The sequence below is a fragment of the Caenimonas sp. SL110 genome (assembly GCF_001044395.1).
Taxonomy (GTDB): Bacteria; Pseudomonadota; Gammaproteobacteria; order Burkholderiales; family Burkholderiaceae_C; genus Ramlibacter.
This window is the reverse complement of record NZ_JANU01000037.1, coordinates 25,155-46,187: the sequence shown is the minus strand read 5'-3', so window position 1 is coordinate 46,187 and position 21,033 is coordinate 25,155. Positions and strand designations below refer to the sequence as shown.

At 62.0% G+C, this 21,033-nt stretch carries 20 protein-coding genes; 8 read left to right on the top strand and 12 right to left on the bottom strand.

Going from position 1 to position 21,033, the window contains the following annotated elements; all coding sequences use genetic code 11:
* Positions 1-341: 341 nt before the first annotated feature.
* Both AQ12_RS16840 and AQ12_RS22240 read right to left on the bottom strand, forming a co-directional pair.
* Positions 342-2,033 (bottom strand): hypothetical protein, encoded by a 1,692-nt coding sequence (locus AQ12_RS16840; RefSeq protein WP_152682836.1) that lies wholly within the window; start codon positions 2,031-2,033, stop codon positions 342-344.
* 456 nt (positions 2,034-2,489) lie between these two features.
* Positions 2,490-3,551 carry a response regulator gene (locus AQ12_RS22240; RefSeq protein WP_053076775.1) on the bottom strand — a complete coding sequence of 354 codons (1,062 nt, stop codon included), beginning with the start codon at positions 3,549-3,551 and terminating at the stop codon, positions 2,490-2,492.
* 194 nt (positions 3,552-3,745) lie between these two features.
* Here AQ12_RS22240 and AQ12_RS23210 point away from each other — a divergent pair, with 194 nt between their 5' ends.
* The 3 genes from AQ12_RS23210 to AQ12_RS16825 all read left to right on the top strand — a co-directional run bounded on the left by AQ12_RS23210 (position 3,746) and on the right by AQ12_RS16825 (position 5,063).
* Positions 3,746-3,916, top strand: a complete 171-nt coding sequence (locus tag AQ12_RS23210) for a hypothetical protein (protein WP_193387997.1) — start codon at positions 3,746-3,748, stop codon at positions 3,914-3,916.
* 123 nt (positions 3,917-4,039) lie between these two features.
* Positions 4,040-4,381: a hypothetical protein gene (locus AQ12_RS23205; RefSeq protein WP_152682835.1), complete on the top strand. Its 342-nt coding sequence runs from the start codon at positions 4,040-4,042 to the stop codon at positions 4,379-4,381.
* 82 nt (positions 4,382-4,463) lie between these two features.
* The gene (locus AQ12_RS16825) at positions 4,464-5,063 is read left to right on the top strand and encodes a hypothetical protein (RefSeq protein WP_238587748.1); all 600 of its coding nucleotides are present in this window, start codon (positions 4,464-4,466) and stop codon (positions 5,061-5,063) included.
* Between the two features lie 67 nt (positions 5,064-5,130).
* Here AQ12_RS16825 and AQ12_RS16820 read toward each other — a convergent pair whose 3' ends face one another.
* A complete protein-coding gene (locus AQ12_RS16820) occupies positions 5,131-7,272 on the bottom strand; it encodes an AAA family ATPase (protein WP_048441107.1) in 2,142 nt (713 codons plus the stop codon).
* Positions 7,273-7,628: 356 nt separating this feature from the next.
* Between AQ12_RS16820 and AQ12_RS16815 the strand changes: the two genes are divergently transcribed.
* A complete protein-coding gene (locus tag AQ12_RS16815) occupies positions 7,629-8,126 on the top strand; it encodes a CesT family type III secretion system chaperone (RefSeq protein WP_048441106.1) in 498 nt (165 codons plus the stop codon).
* A 42-nt stretch (positions 8,127-8,168) separates the two neighbouring features.
* On the opposite strand, the gene AQ12_RS16810 is transcribed toward AQ12_RS16815, so the two are convergent.
* Positions 8,169-8,471, bottom strand: a complete 303-nt coding sequence (locus AQ12_RS16810; RefSeq protein ID WP_048441105.1) for a hypothetical protein — start codon at positions 8,469-8,471, stop codon at positions 8,169-8,171.
* 307 nt (positions 8,472-8,778) lie between these two features.
* Between AQ12_RS16810 and AQ12_RS16805 the strand changes: the two genes are divergently transcribed.
* Complete coding sequence (locus AQ12_RS16805) at positions 8,779-9,501, top strand: hypothetical protein (RefSeq protein WP_152682834.1); 723 nt, start codon at positions 8,779-8,781, stop codon at positions 9,499-9,501.
* A gap of 12 nt (positions 9,502-9,513) precedes the next feature.
* Here the strand turns inward: AQ12_RS16805 and AQ12_RS16800 are convergent, their stop codons facing one another.
* The 3 genes from AQ12_RS16800 to AQ12_RS16790 form a co-directional block, all read right to left on the bottom strand.
* Positions 9,514-10,836 carry a hypothetical protein gene (locus tag AQ12_RS16800; protein ID WP_152682833.1) on the bottom strand — a complete coding sequence of 441 codons (1,323 nt, stop codon included), beginning with the start codon at positions 10,834-10,836 and terminating at the stop codon, positions 9,514-9,516.
* 140 nt (positions 10,837-10,976) lie between these two features.
* Entirely contained in the window at positions 10,977-11,303 is a 327-nt protein-coding gene (locus AQ12_RS16795) for a hypothetical protein (RefSeq protein WP_048441102.1), read from the bottom strand.
* Positions 11,304-11,438: 135 nt separating this feature from the next.
* Positions 11,439-12,602 (bottom strand): acyl-CoA dehydrogenase family protein, encoded by a 1,164-nt coding sequence (locus AQ12_RS16790; RefSeq protein WP_048441101.1) that lies wholly within the window; start codon positions 12,600-12,602, stop codon positions 11,439-11,441.
* A gap of 133 nt (positions 12,603-12,735) precedes the next feature.
* Between AQ12_RS16790 and AQ12_RS16785 the strand changes: the two genes are divergently transcribed.
* From AQ12_RS16785 to AQ12_RS16775, 3 genes are all read left to right on the top strand, one after another.
* Entirely contained in the window at positions 12,736-13,056 is a 321-nt protein-coding gene (locus tag AQ12_RS16785; RefSeq protein WP_152682832.1) for a hypothetical protein, read from the top strand.
* 88 nt (positions 13,057-13,144) lie between these two features.
* Positions 13,145-14,362: an acetyl-CoA C-acetyltransferase gene (locus AQ12_RS16780; protein WP_048441099.1), complete on the top strand. Its 1,218-nt coding sequence runs from the start codon at positions 13,145-13,147 to the stop codon at positions 14,360-14,362.
* Positions 14,363-14,457: 95 nt separating this feature from the next.
* A complete protein-coding gene (locus tag AQ12_RS16775; RefSeq protein ID WP_048441123.1) occupies positions 14,458-16,629 on the top strand; it encodes a 3-hydroxyacyl-CoA dehydrogenase NAD-binding domain-containing protein in 2,172 nt (723 codons plus the stop codon).
* Positions 16,630-16,644: 15 nt separating this feature from the next.
* Here AQ12_RS16775 and ybgF read toward each other — a convergent pair whose 3' ends face one another.
* From ybgF to AQ12_RS16750, 5 genes are read right to left on the bottom strand one after another with little or no spacing between them, the layout of a single operon-like run.
* Complete coding sequence (gene ybgF, locus AQ12_RS16770) at positions 16,645-17,466, bottom strand: tol-pal system protein YbgF (protein ID WP_048441098.1); 822 nt, start codon at positions 17,464-17,466, stop codon at positions 16,645-16,647.
* On the bottom strand, positions 17,466-17,996 hold the full coding sequence (pal, locus tag AQ12_RS16765; protein WP_048441097.1) for a peptidoglycan-associated lipoprotein Pal: 531 nt from the start codon (positions 17,994-17,996) through the stop codon (positions 17,466-17,468). Before pal ends, ybgF begins: the two co-directional genes overlap by 1 nt.
* Before the next feature lie 53 nt (positions 17,997-18,049).
* The gene (gene tolB, locus AQ12_RS16760) at positions 18,050-19,333 is read right to left on the bottom strand and encodes a Tol-Pal system beta propeller repeat protein TolB (protein ID WP_048441096.1); all 1,284 of its coding nucleotides are present in this window, start codon (positions 19,331-19,333) and stop codon (positions 18,050-18,052) included.
* Between the two features lie 35 nt (positions 19,334-19,368).
* A complete protein-coding gene (locus tag AQ12_RS16755) occupies positions 19,369-20,208 on the bottom strand; it encodes a glycosyltransferase (protein ID WP_048441095.1) in 840 nt (279 codons plus the stop codon).
* Entirely contained in the window at positions 20,205-20,996 is a 792-nt protein-coding gene (locus AQ12_RS16750; RefSeq protein WP_048441094.1) for a glycosyltransferase family 2 protein, read from the bottom strand. Before AQ12_RS16750 ends, AQ12_RS16755 begins: the two co-directional genes overlap by 4 nt.
* Positions 20,997-21,033: the final 37 nt, after the last annotated feature.

The following is a 21,033-nucleotide window of genomic DNA, read 5'->3' as shown; positions in this document are numbered from 1 at the left end:
CCTCGGAAAGGCGACGGCTGAATGGGTCCGTGACCGGTTTGTGTCGCGCATCGACCTGATGAGCCTTCACTGCCGGCTCACCCGATGGCAGGAAGCTGACTTTCGTGAAGTGGCCCGGCCTGCGGAAGCCGCCGCTCGCACCCTGTGCCGCAGTCGCGCTTGCAGTGCTGGATGCCGGGGCGTTGATAGTCAAACTCGAGCTCATGATCTCTCCATCTGGATTCATCGACTGAGTAACAGCCTGCACCCATCGGTTCCAGACACCCCTGCCGTCACGGCGCACCAGCTACCAAAGTCCCTTCGCGCGGCCATCAACCCATGCCCGGTACCGTGCTCAGGCGTTATCGATCGGCCAGGCTCTCCCGAGCTACGGCGATCAGCAACTCGTGCTCGTGCTGATTGGCACCTGCCAGTTTCGGGGTCCCGATGATCCTTGCCAGCGTTTCGGCGGGCAAGTTCGTGAAAAGCCGATCCACCGTGCCTGGGTCAACGGCAAGCTGAAGGGAGAGTTGCTCGACGACCAGCACCCATTGGGCGTCTTGCGAGTCCGGATGTTCTTGCCGGGCCTGCGCCATCAGGTGCTCCAGCAGGCCATTCGCCCAATCGAGTTCAGCTTGCCTTTCAAGCGCCTGGGCCAATGCGTCTGCGGCGATCCCGGCAAGCGCTGCATGCTCCTGCGCGGCTCGGCGGCCCGATGCGCGGGCACCCGCAAATTTCTGCAATTCGGCGGCAGGCAACTGCTGCATGAACCACTCGACGTCTCGCTTGCCCTGCGCCGTGGTGGCCTGCGTTGCGAGCGCGTCAAAGATCGACGTGAAAGCGTCCTGTCGACTGCCGTGACCGATCAGCTGCCGTACCTGGCGGGTCAGGTTTGCGTACACCTGCGCGGCTGTGTTGGCGGGACGGTGTGGATCGGCGCTCCTGAAGAGGAATCGGAACTCGTCGGCGATCGCCTGCTGGACCGGTGCGTCTACGCGACGGGCCAGCTCCCTCTTGATGGCCAGCCGCATCAACGCGTCGTTGTCTGGAAACTCATGCGCTACCGATTTGCCATTCGTGGTCGTGTTGTAGCTCGCAAGGTCCTCAAAAGACATCGACTCGACAACCGCTGCCGCCTGCTCCTGAGGGTTGAGGCCGAAGATGGTCTGGCGAAGCGTGGCCACGATTTCTGGCAGGCCGCCGCGCAGCTCAAGCAAGTCTGCCAGCACATTCCTGAGCGCCTTGAGATGGACGTCGTTCGGCTGCAGAGCCTTCGCCGAATTGATCAGGTTGCGAGCAATCATCGCCAGGTCAGCGTCAGAGCGTGCCAGCAGATCGCTGGAGATGTGAACCACCATGGCGTCAGCAATGAGGGCAGGTTGCGGGCCTGTGCGCGCAACTGTCCCGGCCAAAGCGCGGGCTGCGTCCAGCATCTCCTGGGTTTCCATTGGCTCGCAAAACCTGCTGATCTGCCTGCTGACGGCTTCTTGCACCCGCTCGCGCTGCTGCATCGCCTTGCTCGCAGGGGACCCAGATGTTTTTGGGGATTTGGGGCCCCTGGCCTCCATCTGAACAAGCAACAGCCTGGCACCGTCGCCGATCGCCTTCATCACGTAATGATCGGTGACCGACTGGTGCGCTTCACCGGTCATGGTCGCAATGCGCGCCAGATTCCTGTTCAACTGGCGAAAGTCACCTTCGAACCCGGCCAGCTTTTCAAGGCTCGCCTTGAGGGTGCGCTCGAAGAATTGCCGGAAGTCATGCCCATGCGCCGACATCATCTGAGCGGACTCCTGCAGCTCGTACAACAACGTGAACCTTGCGTTGCTACCCGAACCCTTTCGGGGGTCCTGCTCAGCGATTTCGCGCAGCAAGCGTGGGACGAGCGACTCGATGCGCCTCCTGGTGTTGATGAGGTCTGCGCGTGGGATGACTCTGACCTCGTCCGGTGGTGCGAGCGGCCCAGAAAAGACCAGATCGCCATCTTCCTCTGGCGTCACCTGCGCCGTGAGGTACACGGGCACCGATGCGATCGCGGGTCGATAAGGCTGCACCACAGGGTCGATTGCTCTCCTGGGCGAATGCACTGGCCGTGGGGACTGCGGAAGTATCACGACCTCCCTGTCCGAGTTCCACAACACAGCGCAAAGCTGGTCGGCTGGGGTCGCCTCTCCAGCGCGAATCAACAAAGGCGCAGCTACCGTCGACCGGCCCGCAACGCTTGCAGGGGTTCCCGCCGGATTGCCCTGCGCGTGAGTCTTTCCGGCCGGAGCGCCTGCAAGCAAAACCGTTGCGGCAGGCGTGCCGGAGACCAGGAGCCCTGGTGGTAAGGCTGACCTTCTCTGGGGCGACTTGTTGGGGTCGCGCCTGTACCTTGAAGTCGTAGCGTCGGAAGGTGTCCTGGAATCCATGAGTGCTCCTGTAGTTACGTCTTAAGTAACACCAACAGGGCATCGGTTCCCGGGGTGTCAGGCCCCCGACTCTGGTCTGACTTGCCGCAAATGTGCCGTCTAACCCAGCAAGCCCAGCCCCGCGAAGCTGCTCAGCGCATGCTCACCACCGCGCACTGGCGCCGGCGTCAGGCAGATCTGCGCCAGGTCGGCGTCGTTGAATTCTTCGGTGAGCAGGCAACCAGCCGCTTCTTCGGCAATGCAGTCGCGCACGGTGACGTAGGTTTCAGGCGATACGGCGATGCTTCCGATGGCAGCCGACGCGGCAACGCGCGCGGCCAGTTGGGTTTCTCCGCCGATCAGCGTGCAGCTGCCCAGGAAGTCATTTCGGAAGGTGCCGATTTCGCACAGGCCGGTGTGGATGCCCATGCGCAGGCGCAGCTCGCCTGCGTTGCGGTGCACATCCATCGCCATGCGAATGCACGCTGCGGGATCGTTGAAAAAGACGACCGCTGCACAATCGACATAGCGATCGACGGTTCCCATATGTCTTGCCGCGAGCCACTCGACTTCGGCCGAGAAGTTCTCGCGCTCATGCGGCGTCAGGGTGCCTGGATTGGCGATCTCCGCATACAACACCGTCTGTCGTTTCTGCTCGAAGCGAATTGCATCCTGCCCCTCGCCCTGGAACAGGCGCTGCCAGTCATTGGGCGGCAAGTGGCGTGCGAGCTTTTCGGAAAGCGCTTCGACGCGGCGTGCATGGGTCGATTCACGCACGCGCGTCTCGACGCGGCTCAGCACCAGCTCCGGGTCCACGGGTTTGGTCAGGTAGTCGACCGCCCCCATCTTGAGGCCGAGCGCCTGGTCTTGCTGGCCGGCCAGCGCGGTGAGAAAGATGACCGGAATGTGTGCGGTGGGCGTGTGCTGGCGGATGCGGCGCAGCACTTCGTAGCCATCCATGTCGGGCATCATGATGTCGAGCAACACCATGTCCGGCGGGTTCTTGCCCATGACGATCTGCAGCGCTTCACGCCCCGATTGCGCCTGCACCACCTCGAAGCGGTCTTCAAACAGGCCCTGCATCAAAAACAGGTTGTCCGGCATATCGTCGACGACCAGGATGCGGGGAACGCGTGCGTCGTGTTCGTGCTCTTCTTCGTACGCGGGATGGCTGGAATTCATGGGGTTTCCTCAAGCTGTTACCTGATGAAACCATGCAGGCACATGCCGCCCCTAGGCAAAACCGGCGCTCTACCTAAGGGAAATTCTTAAGCCCTGGACCGCCGCGCGGCCCGTGTATTGCCCAAGGCCCCGTCGTCACCTGCCCGTGATGAACGACAATAGAAGGTTGAGCAATCCACCATAAGGAAGAAATCATGGCCAACAAGATCATCACTGAAGCCGACCGCAAGCGCACCGTCTCCCCCAAGCCCGTCGAAGGTCTGGCCACCAAGCGCAGCGGCGGCGGACAAAAGGTGTCGCTTGAGCGCGGCACCGCCACCCGCTCCAAGAAGAACCCGGGCAAGCGTCCGCACAAGGGCGGCTGATCCCCGCGCGGAGCACACAGTCGGTAACTGTCCGACACGCGAACGGTACATTCCGGATACACCCGCGATATCGGACAGGCATTCAATGAGGTCATCGGGCACCACGCCCTCCTAGGAGACCTCATGAAACTGCTTCTTTCCCTTCTGGCCGTGGCCGGCCTGTCCGGCTGCGTAGCCTATGGCGGCAACCCCTATGGCTACGGCTCTGGCGTCTACTACGACACCGCGCCGGTTTACAGCGGCGGGTATTACGTTGATCGGGGCTACTACAACGGCACGTACTATGGCGGTGGCGCCTATTACGATGGTGGCACCTACTACGCGCCCAACCATCCCGTTTACATCCAGCGCAGGGAACGTGATCGCGACCGCGACGGAATTCCTAACCGTGTGGACCGTGACCGTGACGGCGATGGAGTTCCGAATCGTCGGGATGCCGCTCCCAACGATCCGCGCCGCCGCTGATCGCGCGTTGCTGAGCCAGTTGCTCACAATTTGCACCGCCCGGCTCCATGCCGGGCTTTTTCTTGCCGTTTAAGATTGCCTCATGCTGAAAAAGATACTCATCGCTTCCTCCTTCCTCGTCGTGGCCGTTGCCGCGCAGGCTCAGTCCACACCGGCCAAGAAAGAACTCGCGGCCCGCATCATCAAGCAGCAGCAGCCCGGCATAGAAGCCATGGCCCGCACGCTGGTCGAGCAACCCGCCGTCGAACTCATGAACAACGCAGGCGGCGCCCTGCAAGCCCGCGTGCCGAAAGAGCGGCAGGAAGCCGTCGCGGCCGAGATCAAGGCCGACGTCAGCAAGTACCTTGAAGAAGCGACGCCTGTCGTTCAGGCGCGCGCTGTCAGGCTTGCACCCAGCACGATCGGGGCGTTGCTGGAAGAAAAGCTGACCGAAGACGAACTCAAACAAGTCATCGCCATCATGGAATCGCCGGCATACGCCAAGTTCCAGCGCATGGCCGATGAGATGCAAAAGGTGCTGGTTGAAAAGCTCGTGACCGAAACGCGCAGCACGATTGAACCGAAGGTGCGCGCGCTGGAGGCGACGGTCGCCAAGCGGCTTGGTATTACAACGCCGCCCGCAGCCGCTGGCGGAGCGGCTGCCCCGAAGGCGGCAGCCCCCAAGGCTCCAGCCAAGCCCTAATAGGGGCAGTTCGCGCCGGGCTCAACGAGCCTGGCGCAGGAAGCGGCGCACAGAGGAAACACGGTCCTCAAAGTGCCCTGGCAAGCCCCACGCGACTGCTGAATTCGTAGCACGCCGCTTCAAAGCTGCGGATTTCGAACAGCGCTTCCTGCAGGCTCATCTCGCCCTTTTCGAGCAACTTGCCTGTGAGGTGCTCGGTCAGCGGCTTCAGGCGTGCCAGCAGCTGCTTTGTTTCGCTGTAGAGGCGCTCGCTTTGCTGCTCCATGATGCCGCGCGTCTCCTCATCGACATTGCGGCCTGCGCCGCCCTCGCTCGCCAGCGCACCGAAGTTCAGGCGCGTCTTGCGGTACATGCCCATCTCGCCCACCGCGTGATGCAGCAGCCGGGTCACGCGCGTGATGTCGTTGTGTGCGCCGTTGGTGGTGCCCTCTTCGCCAAAGAACAGTTCTTCGTTGGCCATGCCGCCGAGCAGCACGCGCACGTCGTGTTCGATATCGCCCTTGGTCTTGAGCAGGTTCGCGCCCTGCTTGTGAAACACGAAGCCCAGTGCGTTGTTGCGCGGGTTGGCCTTGAGTGAAATCTTGATCGTCTTCATGTCGGACTGGATGGCTTCCCAATCGCCGCCCGCACGCTTGCGTTCCAGCTCGAAATCCACCAGGAAGTGACCCCACTCGTGGATTGCGATCACGCGGCGATCGCGCTCGCGCTCTCGGGTCGTGTTCTCGTTCACGTTGCCCACCATCACGCGTTCAGCGGCCTTCATCAGCGTTGCGTCACCGATCATGCCGCCCACCTGCACGGCTGCAATGCCGGCCTGGTTCACGATGGTTTCGAGATCGGCGGGGCTGCGCCCTTCGGTCAGCTCCACCAGATGGCGCATGTCCAGATCGGGCAGCACCTTGTCGGCACGCTGGCTGAGGTAGTGACTGATGATCGCGTGGCGTTCCTGCTTGTTGGGCATGCGGAAATCGACCTTCATCTGGAAGCGGCGCAGCATCGCCTCGTCCATCGCCATCGACTCGCTGTTGAAGTTGCTGGCGACGATCCAGATGATCTCGGCTTCGCTCTTGGTGCGAACCCCGTCCAGGATGGCGAGCAGCATGTTCTGCGTGTCGTCATCGAACTTGCGGTGGCCGCCGCGCTTCATGAACAGGTCTTGCGCTTCATCCAGAAAGACGATGCAGCGCTTGCGGCGCTTGGCCATCGCGACAATGCGGGCCAGCGTGTTGGAGCCGCCTGCGACGTAGCCGGTTTCGAGGTTTGCAGCCGAATGAAAAAGAATCGGCAGGTTCAGCTCTTTGGCAAGGTAGCTCGCGAGCTTGGTCTTGCCGGTGCCGGCCGGGCCGCTGAACATCACGTTGAACGGCTTCATGATGCCGTACTCGGCGTACTCGGCGCGGCGCAGGTACTGGTCCTTGATCTGCGCGACCTCGGTCTTGATGTCGTCCATGCCGACCAGGTCGTGGATGGAGCCGTTGACTTGTGATGGCTCCAGGAATTTCAGCGCCTTGAACTGCCCCTTGAGCTGGAAGAAAAGAAAGCCCAGCAGGCCCACGGTCAACGTGGCCGAGAGCAGCGCGCTCACGCCGGCCTTCCAGCCGTCTTTCTCGGATTGAGGACGCGCGCCGGCAAACCGCTGGTCCAGACGCTCGAGCACATCGAGCGTTGCCGGGTCGAGGTCCGCGCGCGGCACGAACGCGAGCTTGTTGCCCCAACTCGCGGTCACGGCCTTGTCCGCGAAGATCTTGGTTTCCATGTCGCTGGGGTAATAGGCGACCTGCTTGCCTTGCGATTCGACGAGCACGATGCGTTCAGACACGTTCCACATCAGCGCCTTGTAGATGACGGTGATGCGATCGGCCGGGTTGTTGTCCAGAAAGCTCAGCACCGAGCCCGTGCCGAACACGACTGGCAGCTTGGGGTTGATGGTCCACGGTGCTGCGTTCTCGGTAGACACCATGAGCTTGACCTGTTCGGCCACGGCAGCCTGCTTTTGCACAAGCGTCACCGAGTAAATTGCCAGCGCCGGAATGGTCAATGCCAGTGCAATGACCATGACCTTGACACCGTTCGACTGGATCGCGAACCAGTCCTGCAGACGGTTGACCATCTTCTTGAGGCCGAGCCACGGACTGCGCGTGGCTCGCGACGAAGGCGCATCGCCTTCGGTCGGGTTGGATGGGTTCGCACTTCCCGAGAGTTCAGACATGGCCGACTTCTTTCATGACGCACAGGCGTCGTGTCGGAGCAATCCTACATAAACAGCTCGTGTCAAGCCAGCAGGAAGTTGGCTATTGCCCTCTGTAGAGATGGGCTCGTGAAAAATTCACATGTAGGACAAAACCGATACGCAAATCACCTTGAACAAACAGGGAACCTTGCAACCGTTGCGCGCTCCAACCGGCTGGTCGGGTTTTCTTCAAGTTTCTTCCCCCGGCTCTTCAATCCTCCGCTCGCAAGGGCGGGGGATTTTTTCTTTCCGGCCCGTCCCGGAACGAAACCGCAAGTGAAGTTACACAGTTCGTAATAGGAATCTGTTGTGACGCGAGTTTCGTAGGAACATTCATGGCTGTTGCGAGTTTCGAGGGCCTGTGCGCCGGTTTGTGCGACTTGGTCGGGATTGCGACCCCGCGCCTGAAAGAGGACTCCGTCGGGCGCGTCGGGTTCCATGTGGTGCTGCGCGGGGCGACAGTGAACCTGGTGCATTGCCCGCACGCCTGCCCGGACTACGTGTTCGTGCTCTTCGAATTCGGCCCTCTCGGGCAAGACGGCCCCGATGCAGCGGCCGGCCTGCAAGCCCTGATGGATGCGAACTTCGCACCCCTGCAGGTCAACCCACCCGTTTTCAGCCGCAACCCCGATACCGGCGACGTACTGCTCCAGTGCGTCTTCAAGCTCTTCGATTCCACGCCGCACGATTTGCACGCCCTGATTGAGCGCGGCGTGGTGATGGTCGAGCAGTGGCGCCCGGGCGGTGCCGATGACGACGTCGTTGTCCCTGTCGATCCTGGCAGCTCGTCGATGCAGGCCAGAGTCGCGCACGACATCTCACGGTTTGCCTGACAGACGCCTCACCTCACAGCACCTTGCTACCTCTATCTGTCTTCACCCCATCACATCCAGACTCATCATGTCCAACAGCTCATCAGCCCCTTCGCGAAACGCCCTGAGAACACGGCCTGCGCCCCTCACGGTCTCGGTTGACCCGAGCACGCCACCGCCAGCGAGCGCAGAGTCGCCCACTGGCTCTGGTAGCAGTGCTTCCACGGGTACAGGTGGAATGCAGGTCGACGCCGACATCAGGTCCCCCAACCTGACGCGAAGCGGATCGCAGAGCAGCCTGAGAAGTCTTCTCGGCGGGCTGCGCTTGCGATCCCCCAGCCGTTCGCCCAGGTCCAGTTCCTTCATGGGCCTTGGCGCGGTCACTCAAAATCAGGGCCTGGACCCGCGCCCTGCGGCAGACATGCAACTCCCGGAGCCGCCTGAGCCGGAATCCTTGCGTGCTGCGGAGTCAAAGCACGAAACCCCAGACGCCAGGGCCCAGGCCAGACGCAATCAATGGCTTTCCACCGGCGGGGCGACTGCCAGAAGCCCGCGAAGGTCCGTTGACCGTTTTGGCGCCAGTTCTTCGACTGACAACCCTTCGCTCCCCGATGAGCACGCCGATGCGAATGCGAGGAAAAATCAGCTCAGGCGCTCCCAATCGCAATCGTCCATGGAGACTGACTCTTATGGAAGCGAAACCAGTTCTCCTTTTGCTGTGCAGCAAGCAGGCGTACCAAAGCCAATTCCATTGGCAAAAGCCGTCGAGGCGATCGCACGCTCGACAACTCGTCCAGAGCGCACCGATGAGTCACGGTGGTTTGTAGGACTACCGAACCCGAGAGCCGCTCAGTTCGCGCAATGGATGAGTATTGCGCAAGCCAAGCAAGAGATACTGGACATGCTGAAGCTTTCGCCCGAGCTGGTTCTGTTTTTCAAGCTGTGCGATGTTTACATCGACGCAAATGACAAGGACCGATATCTGGTGCTGGCGCAGGTGATCGAGCAATGCATCTCCGACCGGGCCTTGAGCGATTCGCGACTGAATTTGTTTGGCGCGGATGTGGAAAGGCTGCTCGAACTTTGGCGCACCACGACCCCCGGAAGCCCTATCGACCTGTTTGGCCCTCTGTCGCTCGCCTTCAAGACAGTGCATAACCTTGTCGCCGACCAGGTGTACGACTTGACCCAGAGTGCACCCGGCATGCGAAGCCGGCTCCAGGAATTCGTGCGACAAGACGAACAACGTCAAAAGGCCGAAGCCGATCGTCAAGCCGTTCCCGCCGAGCCGGCACCTGCCGCCGTTCGACGCTCATTCCTGGCAAAGCTGGGGGCCAGCGCCCTCAGCAAGAAGCCAGACGCCAAACCGGACCCCGGCCCAGACACGACATCCTGAACCGCAGGAATCTCAGGCCAGAAACTGCGCGAGCCCTACCGGAAGCAAGCCGCCCCGGTACAGCTCTGGGCTCATGAAAATCGAGCTCAGCGCCTTGGCGTCGGGATGTTTGACGATCGCGTCCCATGCTGCGGGTGTGAACTCGTGCAGCACGTCGACCACTTCCTGCGGACATTCGGACAAGTCCAGCGTCGTACCAGTCTCCGGATCGATGGCGTCCAGCAGCCGGTCAAACCACTCGTCCGCCACAAAGTCGGGGAAGGCGTCCTGGACATTCCCGGTTGACTGGAAGAATGCATCTCGCGTTTGCCGGTCGGCGCGCAGGATCGCGTCCTGGCCGGTCGCCGCTGGAGGCAGCGGGAGTGCATATGAAGGGCTGCCGGCATCAACCTCTGCATCAACGTCCAGCGTGCACAGCTGGTAGACGCCGTCGATCAGCGGGCTCATGGTGTCAAGGTCCGGACCGACAAGCACCATGTCCAGAACATCCTTCCAGAGACTCGCGCGCCAGTTCTTCCAATCACTCTGGGTTAGCGCGAGTACGGCTTGCGCTTGCTCCCCTGTCCAACCCGAAAGGTCCAGCACGCGGCCGCGCCTGCTTTGATGAAGATCGGCGAAAAGCAACTCCATCCGGGTTGGTTCGGCCGATCGCACCTGCAAAGGAGAAGACCTCAACACATAGCCCTGTTCATCGGTGTAGTGCACCGTGACATCCAGGCCATCCAGGCCGTGGCCCACAACGACGGAACCGTCATTCACATAGATATCCTGGAGAAGCGTATCGCTCTCGGTACAGAACACATCAATGGTCGGTCGCCAGGGCGAAGTGTCCTCGTCGAAGGTACTGCGCGACGCATTGAAATACATGGCGCGGCTGCTGACTGGTGCACGCAATTCGAGATGCTTGACGCCGAGCAGGCGCAAGCCCTGGGCCATCGTTGCGCTCCCCTGTGCCAACTCGGGCCCGAAGCTGGCCTGGGACAAGGCGCCTTCGCCGGATTCCCTGACCAGTTCGCGCAATGCCGCCCATGTTTGCAACGGCAGATCGGCAATCAGGCGGGCGTCTGCGGGAGGCACATCCAGCACCAAATCACGGCTGCTCAGCGCAGCCCAGAAGTCGGCGGCCAGGCCTTGCAGGTCAGGTTGATCGGCTGCGTGCGCTCGGCAGTCCGACCGCCAGTCCGCCCGCTTGCCTGGGGCGCGCCCGAGCCCGACTTCACGAAGGGCGACCAGGAATTCCGTGTTGAGATTTGGACTGCTGGCAATGGGTTCAACGGGAGAAACGTCAAAAAGACCCTGATGGTGCGCATGCGCGCACGCTGCGGTGATAAGCATCTTCTGAGCTCCGGGGTATGCGTTGTGCGGTACCACCGAGGTCCCGCAAAGCGGGAATATAACACCGAAGATTTAGCCTTCTATGGAAATACTAGCCTTTAAGACCGCAGTTCAAATCGACTCGCCTGGCGAGCGACGGTTCAATGCACGACTTTCTGGCGGTCCAACCAGCGAAGTGCCTCGGACTCCGCATCGAACCGGGCCACATCCGGGCATTGATCAAGTGACGGCGCTTCGCAGTCCACCAGCTCCGGCAACGCAACCACACCCACACGTGTATTCATGGTGAGCGCGCGGCGCAGGCGATCGCAAATCAGAAACTTGCCCTGGGCATCGGGTGGCGTCACGACCCTGCGCAGGTCGATGATGACGCTATCGAGCTTGAGCCGGGCCGCGGCCGCCTTGATCATGTAAGCGAGCTTCAACGCATCGCCGTTTTGCCAGCGACCCTCGACGTCGAAACGCATGTGGGGGCCAGTGTGTCGGGTTGCTACTACGAGGTTCATGGCTGTGCCGTGGTTGTTCAAGCTAACGATGCCACAGTGCGGCGCGCAGAAGTAGCGTTCAAGCGCATCAGTTATTGCCAAGCGTGACAAGCCGCCCTACTTTCCTCCCAGCCCCATCGCCCTGGTGATCACTTCCTTCATGATTTCATTCGTGCCGCCGTAGATGCGCTGCACGCGCGCATCGGCGTAGGCGCGGGTGATCGGGTATTCCCACATGTACCCGTAGCCGCCGTGCAGCTGCAGGCACTCATCCATCACCTTGCACTGCAGGTCGGTGGTCCAGTACTTGGCCATGCTGGCGGTCGCCGTGTCGAGCTTGTTGTCGCAGACCAGTTCCAGGCACTTGTCCACGAACACACGCGCCACCTGCACTTCGGTCTGCAACTCTGCCAGCTTGTAGCGCGTGTTCTGGTAGGCGCCTACAGGCTGGCCGAATACCTTGCGCTCTTTCACGTATTGCACGGTCCAGTCGATGGCGGCCTGCGCGGCAGCAACAGCTGTGACTGCGATCTGCATCCGCTCCCACGGCAACTGTTCCATCAGGCAAATGAATCCCTTGTTCTCGAACGCCTCGCCGCCCAGCAGGTTTTCTGCCGGCACACGAACGTTGTCGAAGAAAAGCTCTGACGTGTCTTGCGCCTTGAGCCCCAGCTTCTTGAGCCGCTTGCCCTTGTCGAAGCCCGCCATGCCGCGCTCGACCAGCAGCAGGCTCGTTCCCTTGGCGCCCGCCTGCGGGTTGGTCTTGGCGACGACGATGACCAGGTCGGCATGCCAGCCGTTGGTGATGAAGGTCTTGCTGCCGTTGAGCAGGTAGCTGCCGTCGTCCTGCCTGATCGCTGTGGATTTGACGCCCTGCAAATCGCTGCCCGCAGCCGGCTCGCTCATGGCGATTGCGCCCACCATCTCGCCGCTCGCGAGCTGGGGCAGCAAGCGCTTCTTCTGTTCGTCGGTGCCGTAATGCAGGAGGTACGGCGCGACGATTTCACTGTGCAGGCTGTAGCCGATGCCGGTGAACCCGCTGCGCGCGAGTTCTTCCATCTGCACGACCGAATAGAGCTTGTCAGCACCGGCGCCCCCGTACTCACCCGGCAAGGTGGCGCAGAGAAATCCATTGGCGCCCGCCTTGTTCCAGACCGCCTTGTCAACGTAGCCCTGCTCTTCCCAATCGGCATGGAACGGCGCGATCTCTTTCTCGATGAAGCGGCGAAAGCTGTCGCGAAATGCCTCGTGGTCCGGTCCAAATAGTGTGCGTTCGATCATCAGATAGTTCCTTTTTTTGTGAATTATTTAGATATAGTCGCGCTTCTAAAAGCAGTACCTTGTGATTCAATCGGCAGACTTTGCGGCGACCGACTGCAGCTGCCGTTGCTTTGGCTCTTGCTTGAAAGTTCTCATGGAACCCATCATCGATTCTCTCTGTACTGCCGGACGAAACGCCATACGCCGCGCGAACGCCGGCATCCTGGAAAGGATATGGACCCGGACTACCGTGTCCCAGCAGCAACCCCTGGTGCTCACCATCAACGGGCGCGATGCCCATGTCCTCGATCTTCTCAAGGCCCGCTACCTGACCGTTCGCGTGCCGGCGCCTTGCCGCCTGCTGAGCGAAGCACAACCGCGCACCACCCGCAAAGGGCAGGACGGCGTTGACTACACCTTCGATCTCTACGAACTGCGCACGCCCCTCAGTTGCGGCGGTTTGCCGGTGCTCTAAGCCCCTTGCTCGCACGCCGCCCCTGCTGGCGCGGTGAATATACTGGCTGCTTCCGATTGCCACGGCACGCGCCGTACGAGGAGCCGACATGCGAGAAGCCTTTTCCGAAGCCTTTGTCTACGACGCCGTTCGCACCCCGCGCGGCAAGGGAAAGAAAGACGGCAGCCTCCACGAAGTCAAGCCCGTCAACCTGCTGGCGGGCGTCCTCACCGAACTGCAGCGCCGCAACGACTTCGACACCGGCCAGGTCGACGATGTGGTGATGGGCGTGGTCTCCCCCATCGGCGAGCAGGGTTCCGTCATCGCCAAGGTCGCCGCGCTCAAGGCCGGATGGGACTACCGGTGCTCAGGCGTGCAGCTCAATCGCTTTTGCGCATCGGGCCTGGAGGCCGTCAACATGGCCGCGCAGAAAGTGCGCTCCGGTTGGGAAGACCTGGTCGTTGCAGGCGGTGTCGAGAGCATGAGCCGCGTGCCGATCGGCTCCGACGGCGGCGCCTGGGCACAAGACCCCGAAACCAACAGTGCGACATCGTTTGTGCCGCAGGGCATTGGCGCCGACCTCATCGCCACGATCGAAGGATTCTCACGCGACGATGTCGATGCATTCGCGATGGAAAGCCAGAAACGCGCAGCCCGCGCACGAGAAGGCGGCTACTTTGCCGGCTCGGTCGTCGCGGTCAAAGACTTCCTGGACCAGACCATCCTCGCGCAGGACGAATTCATCAAGCCGCACACGACGATGGCAGGTCTGGCATCACTCAAGCCCGCCTTCCAGCAGCTGGGCGACATGGGCTTCGACGACGTCGCGATCAGCCGCTATCCGCAGGTCGAGCGCATCAACCATGTGCACCACGCCGGCAACTCGTCGGGCATCGTCGATGGTGCGGCTGCTGTCTTGATCGGCAGTGAAGCAGCAGGCAAGACGCACGGATTGAAGCCGCGCGCTCGCATCCTGGCGGCTGCGCTTTCTGGCGCCGACCCGACCATCATGCTGACCGGACCTATGCCGGCTGCGCGCAAGGCCCTTGCAAAAGCGGGCCTGACCATCGACCAGATCGATCTCTTTGAAGTCAACGAGGCATTCGCTGCAGTGCCGATGCGGTTCATGAAGGAGATGGGTGTGCCGCATGAAAAGGTGAACGTGAACGGCGGCGCGATCGCGATGGGGCATCCGCTCGGTGCGACCGGCGCAATGATCCTCAACACGCTGATCGATGAATTGCACCGGCGGAATCTGCGCTACGGGCTTGCGACGCTTTGCGTCGGCGGCGGCATGGGCATCGCGACGATCGTCGAACGCATCTGATGTGGGCTGTCATCCCGGCCCTGAGCCGGGATCCATCTCAACGCCACTAACGCTTTCAACATGGATTGCGGGTCAGGCCCGCAATGACAGCCAATATGAAAACCATCCAGTACGAACTCTCATCGGGCATCGCCACCATCACCTTCGATGAGCCGGACTCGCCTGTCAACACGATGTGCGCTCAATGGCAGGAAGACCTGACGGCCGTCACGGCGCAAGTGGTCAGGGACAAGGACGCGATCAAGGGCATCGTCCTGGCTTCGAACAAGACAACGTTTTTTGCCGGCGCCGATCTGAAAGGCACGATGCGCCTGACGCCCGCCGACGCGCCCGCGGTCTTTCGTGGGATCGAGCAAACCAAGAAGAACTTCCGCACGCTGGAGACGCTCGGCATACCAGTGGTGAGCTGCCTGAACGGCGCCGCGCTCGGGGGTGGCTGGGAAGTAGCACTCATCGGCCACTACCGCGTCGCGGTGGACAACCCCAAGATTCAATTCGGCCTTCCCGAAATCACGCTGGGCCTCATCCCTGGCGCATCGGGCATCACCAAGATGACGCGGCTGCTCGGTCTGTTGGGCGCGCAGCCGTACATCCTGGAAAGCAAGCTCTTCTCACCGCGCGAAGCGCTGGAGCTGGGTCTCGTCCAGGAGCTCGTGCCTGACGCGGCAGCGCTGCGCCCAGCCGCCCTCGCCTTCATCGGCAAGCACACCGGCACCCCGATCCACCAACCCTGGGACGACAAGAACTACAAGATGCCCGGCGGCACGCCGAGCAACCCCAAGATCGCGGCCATGCTCAGCGTAGCGCCCGCAGTACTCCGGCAAAAAACGCGCGGACGCTACCCCGCGCCCGAGTACGCGCTTGCGGCCATGGTCGAGGGTGCGCAGGTTGATTTCGACACTGCGCTGCGCATCGAATCACGCTATCTGGCCAAGCTGATCGTGAGCCCGGTGGCCAAGAACATGATCAACACGTTCTTCTTCAACATGAACGCGATCAAGTCGGGGCAGTCGCGGCCCGATGCTGCAGCGGGCGGTGCCAGAACCGCCCCCTGGAAACCGAAGAAAGTCGGCATTCTGGGCGCGGGAATGATGGGCGGCGGCATTGCCTATGTGCAGGCCGGCCGTGGCATCGAGACCGTGCTGCGCGATGTCACGCAAGACAGGGCCGATGCAGGCAAGAACTACAGCGTGAAGATCACGCAGCCGCGCGTCGAGAAGGGCCGCATGAGCCCGCACGACCAGCAGGCGCTGCTCTCGCGCATCACGCCAACGGCGTCGGTCGAAGCACTGCAAGGCTGCGACCTGATCATCGAAGCCGTTTTCGAGAACCGCGAACTCAAGGCAAAGGTCACGCAAGAGGCCGAGCCCCTGCTGGCGCCCGGCGGGTTCTTCGCCAGCAACACGTCCACCTTGCCGATCACTGGGCTTGCCAAAGCCAGTTCCAACCCGGCGAAGTTCGTCGGCATCCATTTCTTCAGCCCGGTCGACAAGATGAAGCTGGTGGAAATCATTCGCGGCAAGGAGACCGACGACGAGACCGTGGCGCGCGCATTCGACTACGTGCAGGCCATCGGCAAGATTCCCATCGTTGTCAACGACTCGCGCGGCTTCTTCACCTCACGCGTGTTCGGCACCTTCGTGATGGAAGGCGCGGCCATGATCGGTGAAGGCATTCCCGCATCCGTGGTGGAACAGGCTGGCATCCAGGCCGGCATGCCGGTGGGTCCGCTTGCCGTGCTCGATGAAACCGCCCTCTCGCTGTCGGTGCACGTGCTCGACCAGACCCGCGCAGACATGCGGGCGGAAGGCGGCACCTACATTGCGACGCCGGGCGAGCTGATCGTGGAGCGCATGGTCAAGGAATGGGACCGCAACGGCCGTGCGGCTGGCGGCGGGTTCTACGAATACCCCGAAGAAAAAGGCGCGAAGAAATTTCTCTGGCCTGAACTCAAGTCACTGTTCGAGCGCGCGGATGTGAAGTGGGACATGCGCGACCTGCAAGACCGCCTGCTCTATCGCCAGTCGGTCGAGACGGCACGCTGCCTTGCAGAGAATGTGCTGACCACGGTGCATGACGCCAACATCGGCTCCATCTTCGGCATCGGGTTTCCGGGCTGGACGGGCGGCGCAATGCAGTTCATCTACGGCACGGGCATTGAAGCGTTCGAGAAACGCGCCGCCGAATTGGCAGAAAAGTACGGCCCCGGATTCGCCCTGACCTCCCGGGTCAAGGACGCTATCCGGAAACACGAACCGAAATACTGAACGAACCGGCTGAGTTCAGCGAAGGCGAGCGAGCCGTTCCCTGGCCGCTTGTGCAGCTTCCGATTGCGGATACGACGCAACGACTTCACCCAGCGTGCGCCTGGCGCCAGCGTTGTCCTTCAACTCGATCTGGCAATTGGCGATCGACAACACGGCCTCTGCGGCACGCGGATGATCTGGCGCAGCCGTGAGCAGCGCTCGGAAGTTGCCGATGGCACCGCGATAGTCGCGGTTGGCGTACTGCGCGTTGCCCAGCCAGAAAAGAGCCGTGGGGCGAAATCCGCTCTGCGGAAAACGGCGGATGAATTCTGCGAACGCGGTTTGCGCTGCCGGAAATTCGCCCTTGCGGAACGCAGCCAGCGCCGCTTCAAATTCGCGCGACTCGGCAGGGTCGGCAATGAACTCGCGCCCATCGACAGACACCTTGGCGGGCTCCACCTTGCGCAGGCGCTCTTCAACACCCTGGGCGATATCTTTCTGGCCGCGCTGCAATTCGGAGAGCTGACGCATCAGCTGCTCGTTGGTGCCGTTCATGCGGGCGATTTCAGCGCGCAGCGTTTCGATCTGCGATTGCAGGTCGAGCATGCTGCGCCGCATCTGCTGTGTGTCATTGCGCAGGTCGTCGACCAGGCGATCGCCTGCGGATCGGTTGGCATCGACACGCTGGCGCAGGTCAAGAATGGCGCGGCGTGCCTCGTCGTCCTCGAAGAGCGCAGCCGAAGCGAACGACGTCGTGCCCAGGAGCACAGCCGCCATCACAGCGGGGGCCAAAGAGCGCCAGCCGGTGCTGCGCTGCAGCACAGCAGCAGCAGCCGAATAATTAGTTGGCGCGTTCATCAGCGGTAAACGATTTCTGCGCGCCGGTTCTGCGAATAAGCCGACTCATCCGAGCCCGGCACCGCTGGCTTTTCCTTGCCGAAGCTCACGGCCTCCAGTTGCGCATCGGGCACGCCGAGCAGCCCCAGAGCGCGGCGCACTGCCTCGGAGCGGCGCTGGCCCAGCGCCAGGTTGTACTCGCGCCCGCCGCGCTCATCGGTGTGGCCTTCGATGTTCATGCGACGGCCGGGGTTCTGCTTCATGAAGTTGGCGTGGGCGGAGATCAGGTTCTGGAACTCGGGCTTGATCGAATAGCTGTCGTAGTCGAAGTACACCAGGCGCGACACATTGACGGGGCCGCCGCGATTGGGGCCGACCTCGTCAGCCTGCACCGGACGCACGCTCGACTGGCCGACTCCGCCCGTGCCCGCACCGCCTGCGCTCACGACGACAGGCGCCTTGTCAACGACGGGCGCCTCTTCAAGTGGCACGCTGGAACAGCCTGCGATGGCGACGGCAAGGCCAAGGGCCAGCAACATGCGATTGATCATTCAAATACCTCCTGATGGTGTGAATTCTGGAATCAGTTCCCGGGTGGTCTGGATCATTTCTGAAAGGGACCCCAGTCGGGCTCGCGAATATCGCCGCCCTGCCCTCGAAGCCGGGCCTTGATCTTTCCGTCGAGGGTGGTGGTCATCAGCGCCTCGGCGCCTGCCTGGCGCGTGGCGTACATGATGAGCCGGCCGTTGGGTGCAAAGCTCGGGCATTCGTCAGCCGACGTATCGGTGATGGAAGTAACGCTACCTGCGCCCAGTTCCATGAGTTGCAACTTGAATTGCCCATTGATCCGGGAAATGTAGGCCAACCACTTGCCGTCTGGGCTCAGTGCGGGAGAGATGTTGTAACTCCCGGTAAAGGTGACGCGTTCCGGGTTGCCGCCAGTGGCGCCCATCCGGTAGATCTGCGGCGCGCCGCCGCGGTCGCTCACAAAGAAAATGCTGCGCCCGTCAGGCGAATAAGTCGGCTCGGTATCGATGCCTGCTGACTGCGTGAGCCGCCTGGGCTCGCCGCCGTTGGCATCGATGGTGTAGAGCTGCGAGCCGCCGTCACGGCTGAGCGTGACAGCCAGCGTGCGCCCGTCGGGCGACCATGCGGGCGCACTGTTGGAGCCGCGGAAGTTGGCGATGAGCCTGCGCCTGCCGGTGGCGACGTCATGCACGTACACAACCGGCTTGCGCGACTCGAACGACACGTACGCCAGCTGGGAACCATTGGACGACCACGCCGGGGAGATGATGGGTTCGGCACTCGCAAGAGCCGATTGCGCGTTCTCGCCGTCGGAGTCCGCGACCCACAGGTTGTAGCGGTTCGCAGCCTTGGTGACGTAGGCGATGCGCGTTGAAAAGATGCCCTTCTCGCCGGTGAGTTTTTCGTAGATGAAGTCAGCAATGCGGTGCGCAGCCAGGCGCAAATCGGCCGCCGTCACTGCATAGCTCTGCGCGCCCAGGCCCTGCGCACGAACCACGTCCCACAGTCGAAATCGCACATCGAAGCGGCCGTCGGCCAGACGCGTCACGCTGCCCACAGCCAGCGAATCGGCGCCCCGTTGCCGCCAGGGTGCCACGTCGGGCGGACTCGCATCGTCGAGGTTGGCGCTGGATGCATCGATGGCGCGGAACTGGCCGCTGCGCTCGAGGTCGGCCTGGATGATCGCGGCGATCTTTTGCGGTGAGCCCGCTTCACCGCGAAACGGTGCGATCGCAATGGGCAACTGGGTCAGGCCGACGCCCGTGACTTCGACCCGGAATTGGGCCAGCGCCGGCAGCGCAGCCGTGGCACCCAGCAAGCCCACGATCTGGCGCCGGCGCCATTGCAGAGTTTCATTCATGCTCGTTAGTCTCTCTATCGTCGATTGGGTTCAATTCAATTCAATGTGGTGACGGTTGGCGCGGGGTCGCTCGCAAGCTCAGCCAGACCCTTTTGTGCACGCACCAGGTTTCCCTTCATCCGCTGCAGCACCCTTTCACGGTTGAGCTCCTCGCTGTCGCGACTCGACTCGTCGTGCCACAGGTGCAGCACCTCGGTGGCCAGGAAACCGTTCTTTCGGCTCAATCCCAGGTGATGCAGCCGCAGCACCAGGTCCGCATCTTCGTGACCCCAGCCATGGAAGGTTTCGTCGAAGCCGTTCACCAGCTCGAAGTCACGATACCAGACACCAAAATTACAGCTGCGTATGCTTTTCCAGCGGAACGTGCTTTCTACACGACCCGGAGCCCCTGCCCAGTAAACGAGATGCGTCAGTTTGTTAACGTCGCCGGCCATTCGCAGTCGAAGCCACTCAAGCATGCCGATGTGTTCAGGCGCATCGGTTGCCGACACGCGGCGCGTCATGTCGGGACTGAGCAGGACCCGGTTGCCATTGACGAAGTAGCCGGGCTGCGCGAGTGCGATGTGCGCCCTGACGAAGTGGGGACTCGGCACGCAATCGCCATCGAGGAACACGACATAGTCCGCATGCGAATCGAAGGCGCCGAGATTGCGCGCGCGCGACGCGGTGAAACCAATGTCGGGGTGCCACACATGGCGCACGGGGCATGCAAACTTCGGCAGGCCCTGTCGCATCGCGGCAACCGCGTCAGCGCGTGAACCGTCGTCGGCAATGATGACCACTGCATCGGACGGGCACTGCGGCGCGAGCGCTCGCAGGACGGCGAGCAAGGCGTCGGGCCGGTTGTAGGTCAGAACAACGAAAGCAATCTTCATCCGGGCGTGCCACGGCGCTGCATCAACCATAGTTTGAGATAACGGTAATAGGTGCCTTCTGCATTGGAGATCGCCAGGGCCAGGCCCAGGCGTCCATCGAGAAAGCCGCGCTTGAAAATGTAGGTGCGCAAAAACGCCCAGAGGCCATGGCCGATGGCCTTGCCCAGCGAGCCCTTGACGCCTTTGCCGTGCAAGGCTCTCGCGCCTGCGGTGGAATAACGATTGACCTTGTCGAGCACCGATTCGAAATCGGCAAAGCTCTCGTGCAGCAGTTGGCCGTGGCTGGCGTCGATGCGGCCAATCCTGCTATCGGGCCCCATGACCCGCAGCGATTCATGAACGAGGTCGTCTGAAAATCGCGCGCTGCCCTTGCGGAAAAGCCGCACCAGGTAATCCGGGCTCCAGCCCGAGTGCGCCATGAACTGGCCGCAATAGCTCGATCGCCGATCGAAGGCCCAGGCATCGAAATCGGTGCGACTGATCGCGGCGATGATGGCGGCCTGCAATTGCGGTGTCACGCGCTCGTCGGCATCGATGGACAGAATCCACGGGCCGGCGGCCAGGTCGAGTGCGCGATTTTTCTGGGGGCCGAAACCGGGCCAATCGGACGTTTCGGTGACGCGAGCACCCATACTCCTTGCAATGCTCGCTGTGTCGTCTTTGCTGCCACTATCGACCACGACGACTTCGCTGGCGAAAGACACGGATTCAAGGCAGCCGCGCAGCCGTTCGGACTCATCCCGGGTGATGACGATGACAGAGAGGCCGGCGGCAGCAGGAGATGACACGCGAGTCGAAGATAATTTGAGGTTGCTTGACTGATTA

Coding starts and splice junctions, on each gene's coding strand:
- AQ12_RS23210 (WP_193387997.1), top strand. CDS start 3,746: ATGGCCAACAAGATCATCACTGAAGCCGACCGCAAGCGCACCGTCTCC.
- AQ12_RS16805 (WP_152682834.1), top strand. CDS start 8,779: ATGGAGACTGACTCTTATGGAAGCGAAACCAGTTCTCCTTTTGCTGTG.
- ybgF (WP_048441098.1), bottom strand. CDS start 17,466: ATGAACGCGCCAACTAATTATTCGGCTGCTGCTGCTGTGCTGCAGCGC.
- AQ12_RS16795 (WP_048441102.1), bottom strand. CDS start 11,303: ATGCGTTTCGACGTCGAGGGTCGCTGGCAAAACGGCGATGCGTTGAAG.
- AQ12_RS16780 (WP_048441099.1), top strand. CDS start 13,145: ATGCGAGAAGCCTTTTCCGAAGCCTTTGTCTACGACGCCGTTCGCACC.
- AQ12_RS16800 (WP_152682833.1), bottom strand. CDS start 10,836: ATGCTTATCACCGCAGCGTGCGCGCATGCGCACCATCAGGGTCTTTTT.
- AQ12_RS16785 (WP_152682832.1), top strand. CDS start 12,736: ATGGAACCCATCATCGATTCTCTCTGTACTGCCGGACGAAACGCCATA.
- pal (WP_048441097.1), bottom strand. CDS start 17,996: ATGATCAATCGCATGTTGCTGGCCCTTGGCCTTGCCGTCGCCATCGCA.
- tolB (WP_048441096.1), bottom strand. CDS start 19,333: ATGAATGAAACTCTGCAATGGCGCCGGCGCCAGATCGTGGGCTTGCTG.
- AQ12_RS23205 (WP_152682835.1), top strand. CDS start 4,040: ATGAAACTGCTTCTTTCCCTTCTGGCCGTGGCCGGCCTGTCCGGCTGC.
- AQ12_RS16775 (WP_048441123.1), top strand. CDS start 14,458: ATGAAAACCATCCAGTACGAACTCTCATCGGGCATCGCCACCATCACC.
- AQ12_RS16825 (WP_238587748.1), top strand. CDS start 4,464: ATGCTGAAAAAGATACTCATCGCTTCCTCCTTCCTCGTCGTGGCCGTT.
- AQ12_RS16790 (WP_048441101.1), bottom strand. CDS start 12,602: ATGATCGAACGCACACTATTTGGACCGGACCACGAGGCATTTCGCGAC.
- AQ12_RS16820 (WP_048441107.1), bottom strand. CDS start 7,272: ATGTCTGAACTCTCGGGAAGTGCGAACCCATCCAACCCGACCGAAGGC.
- AQ12_RS16810 (WP_048441105.1), bottom strand. CDS start 8,471: ATGAAGGAACTGGACCTGGGCGAACGGCTGGGGGATCGCAAGCGCAGC.
- AQ12_RS16755 (WP_048441095.1), bottom strand. CDS start 20,208: ATGAAGATTGCTTTCGTTGTTCTGACCTACAACCGGCCCGACGCCTTG.
- AQ12_RS22240 (WP_053076775.1), bottom strand. CDS start 3,551: ATGAATTCCAGCCATCCCGCGTACGAAGAAGAGCACGAACACGACGCA.
- AQ12_RS16815 (WP_048441106.1), top strand. CDS start 7,629: ATGGCTGTTGCGAGTTTCGAGGGCCTGTGCGCCGGTTTGTGCGACTTG.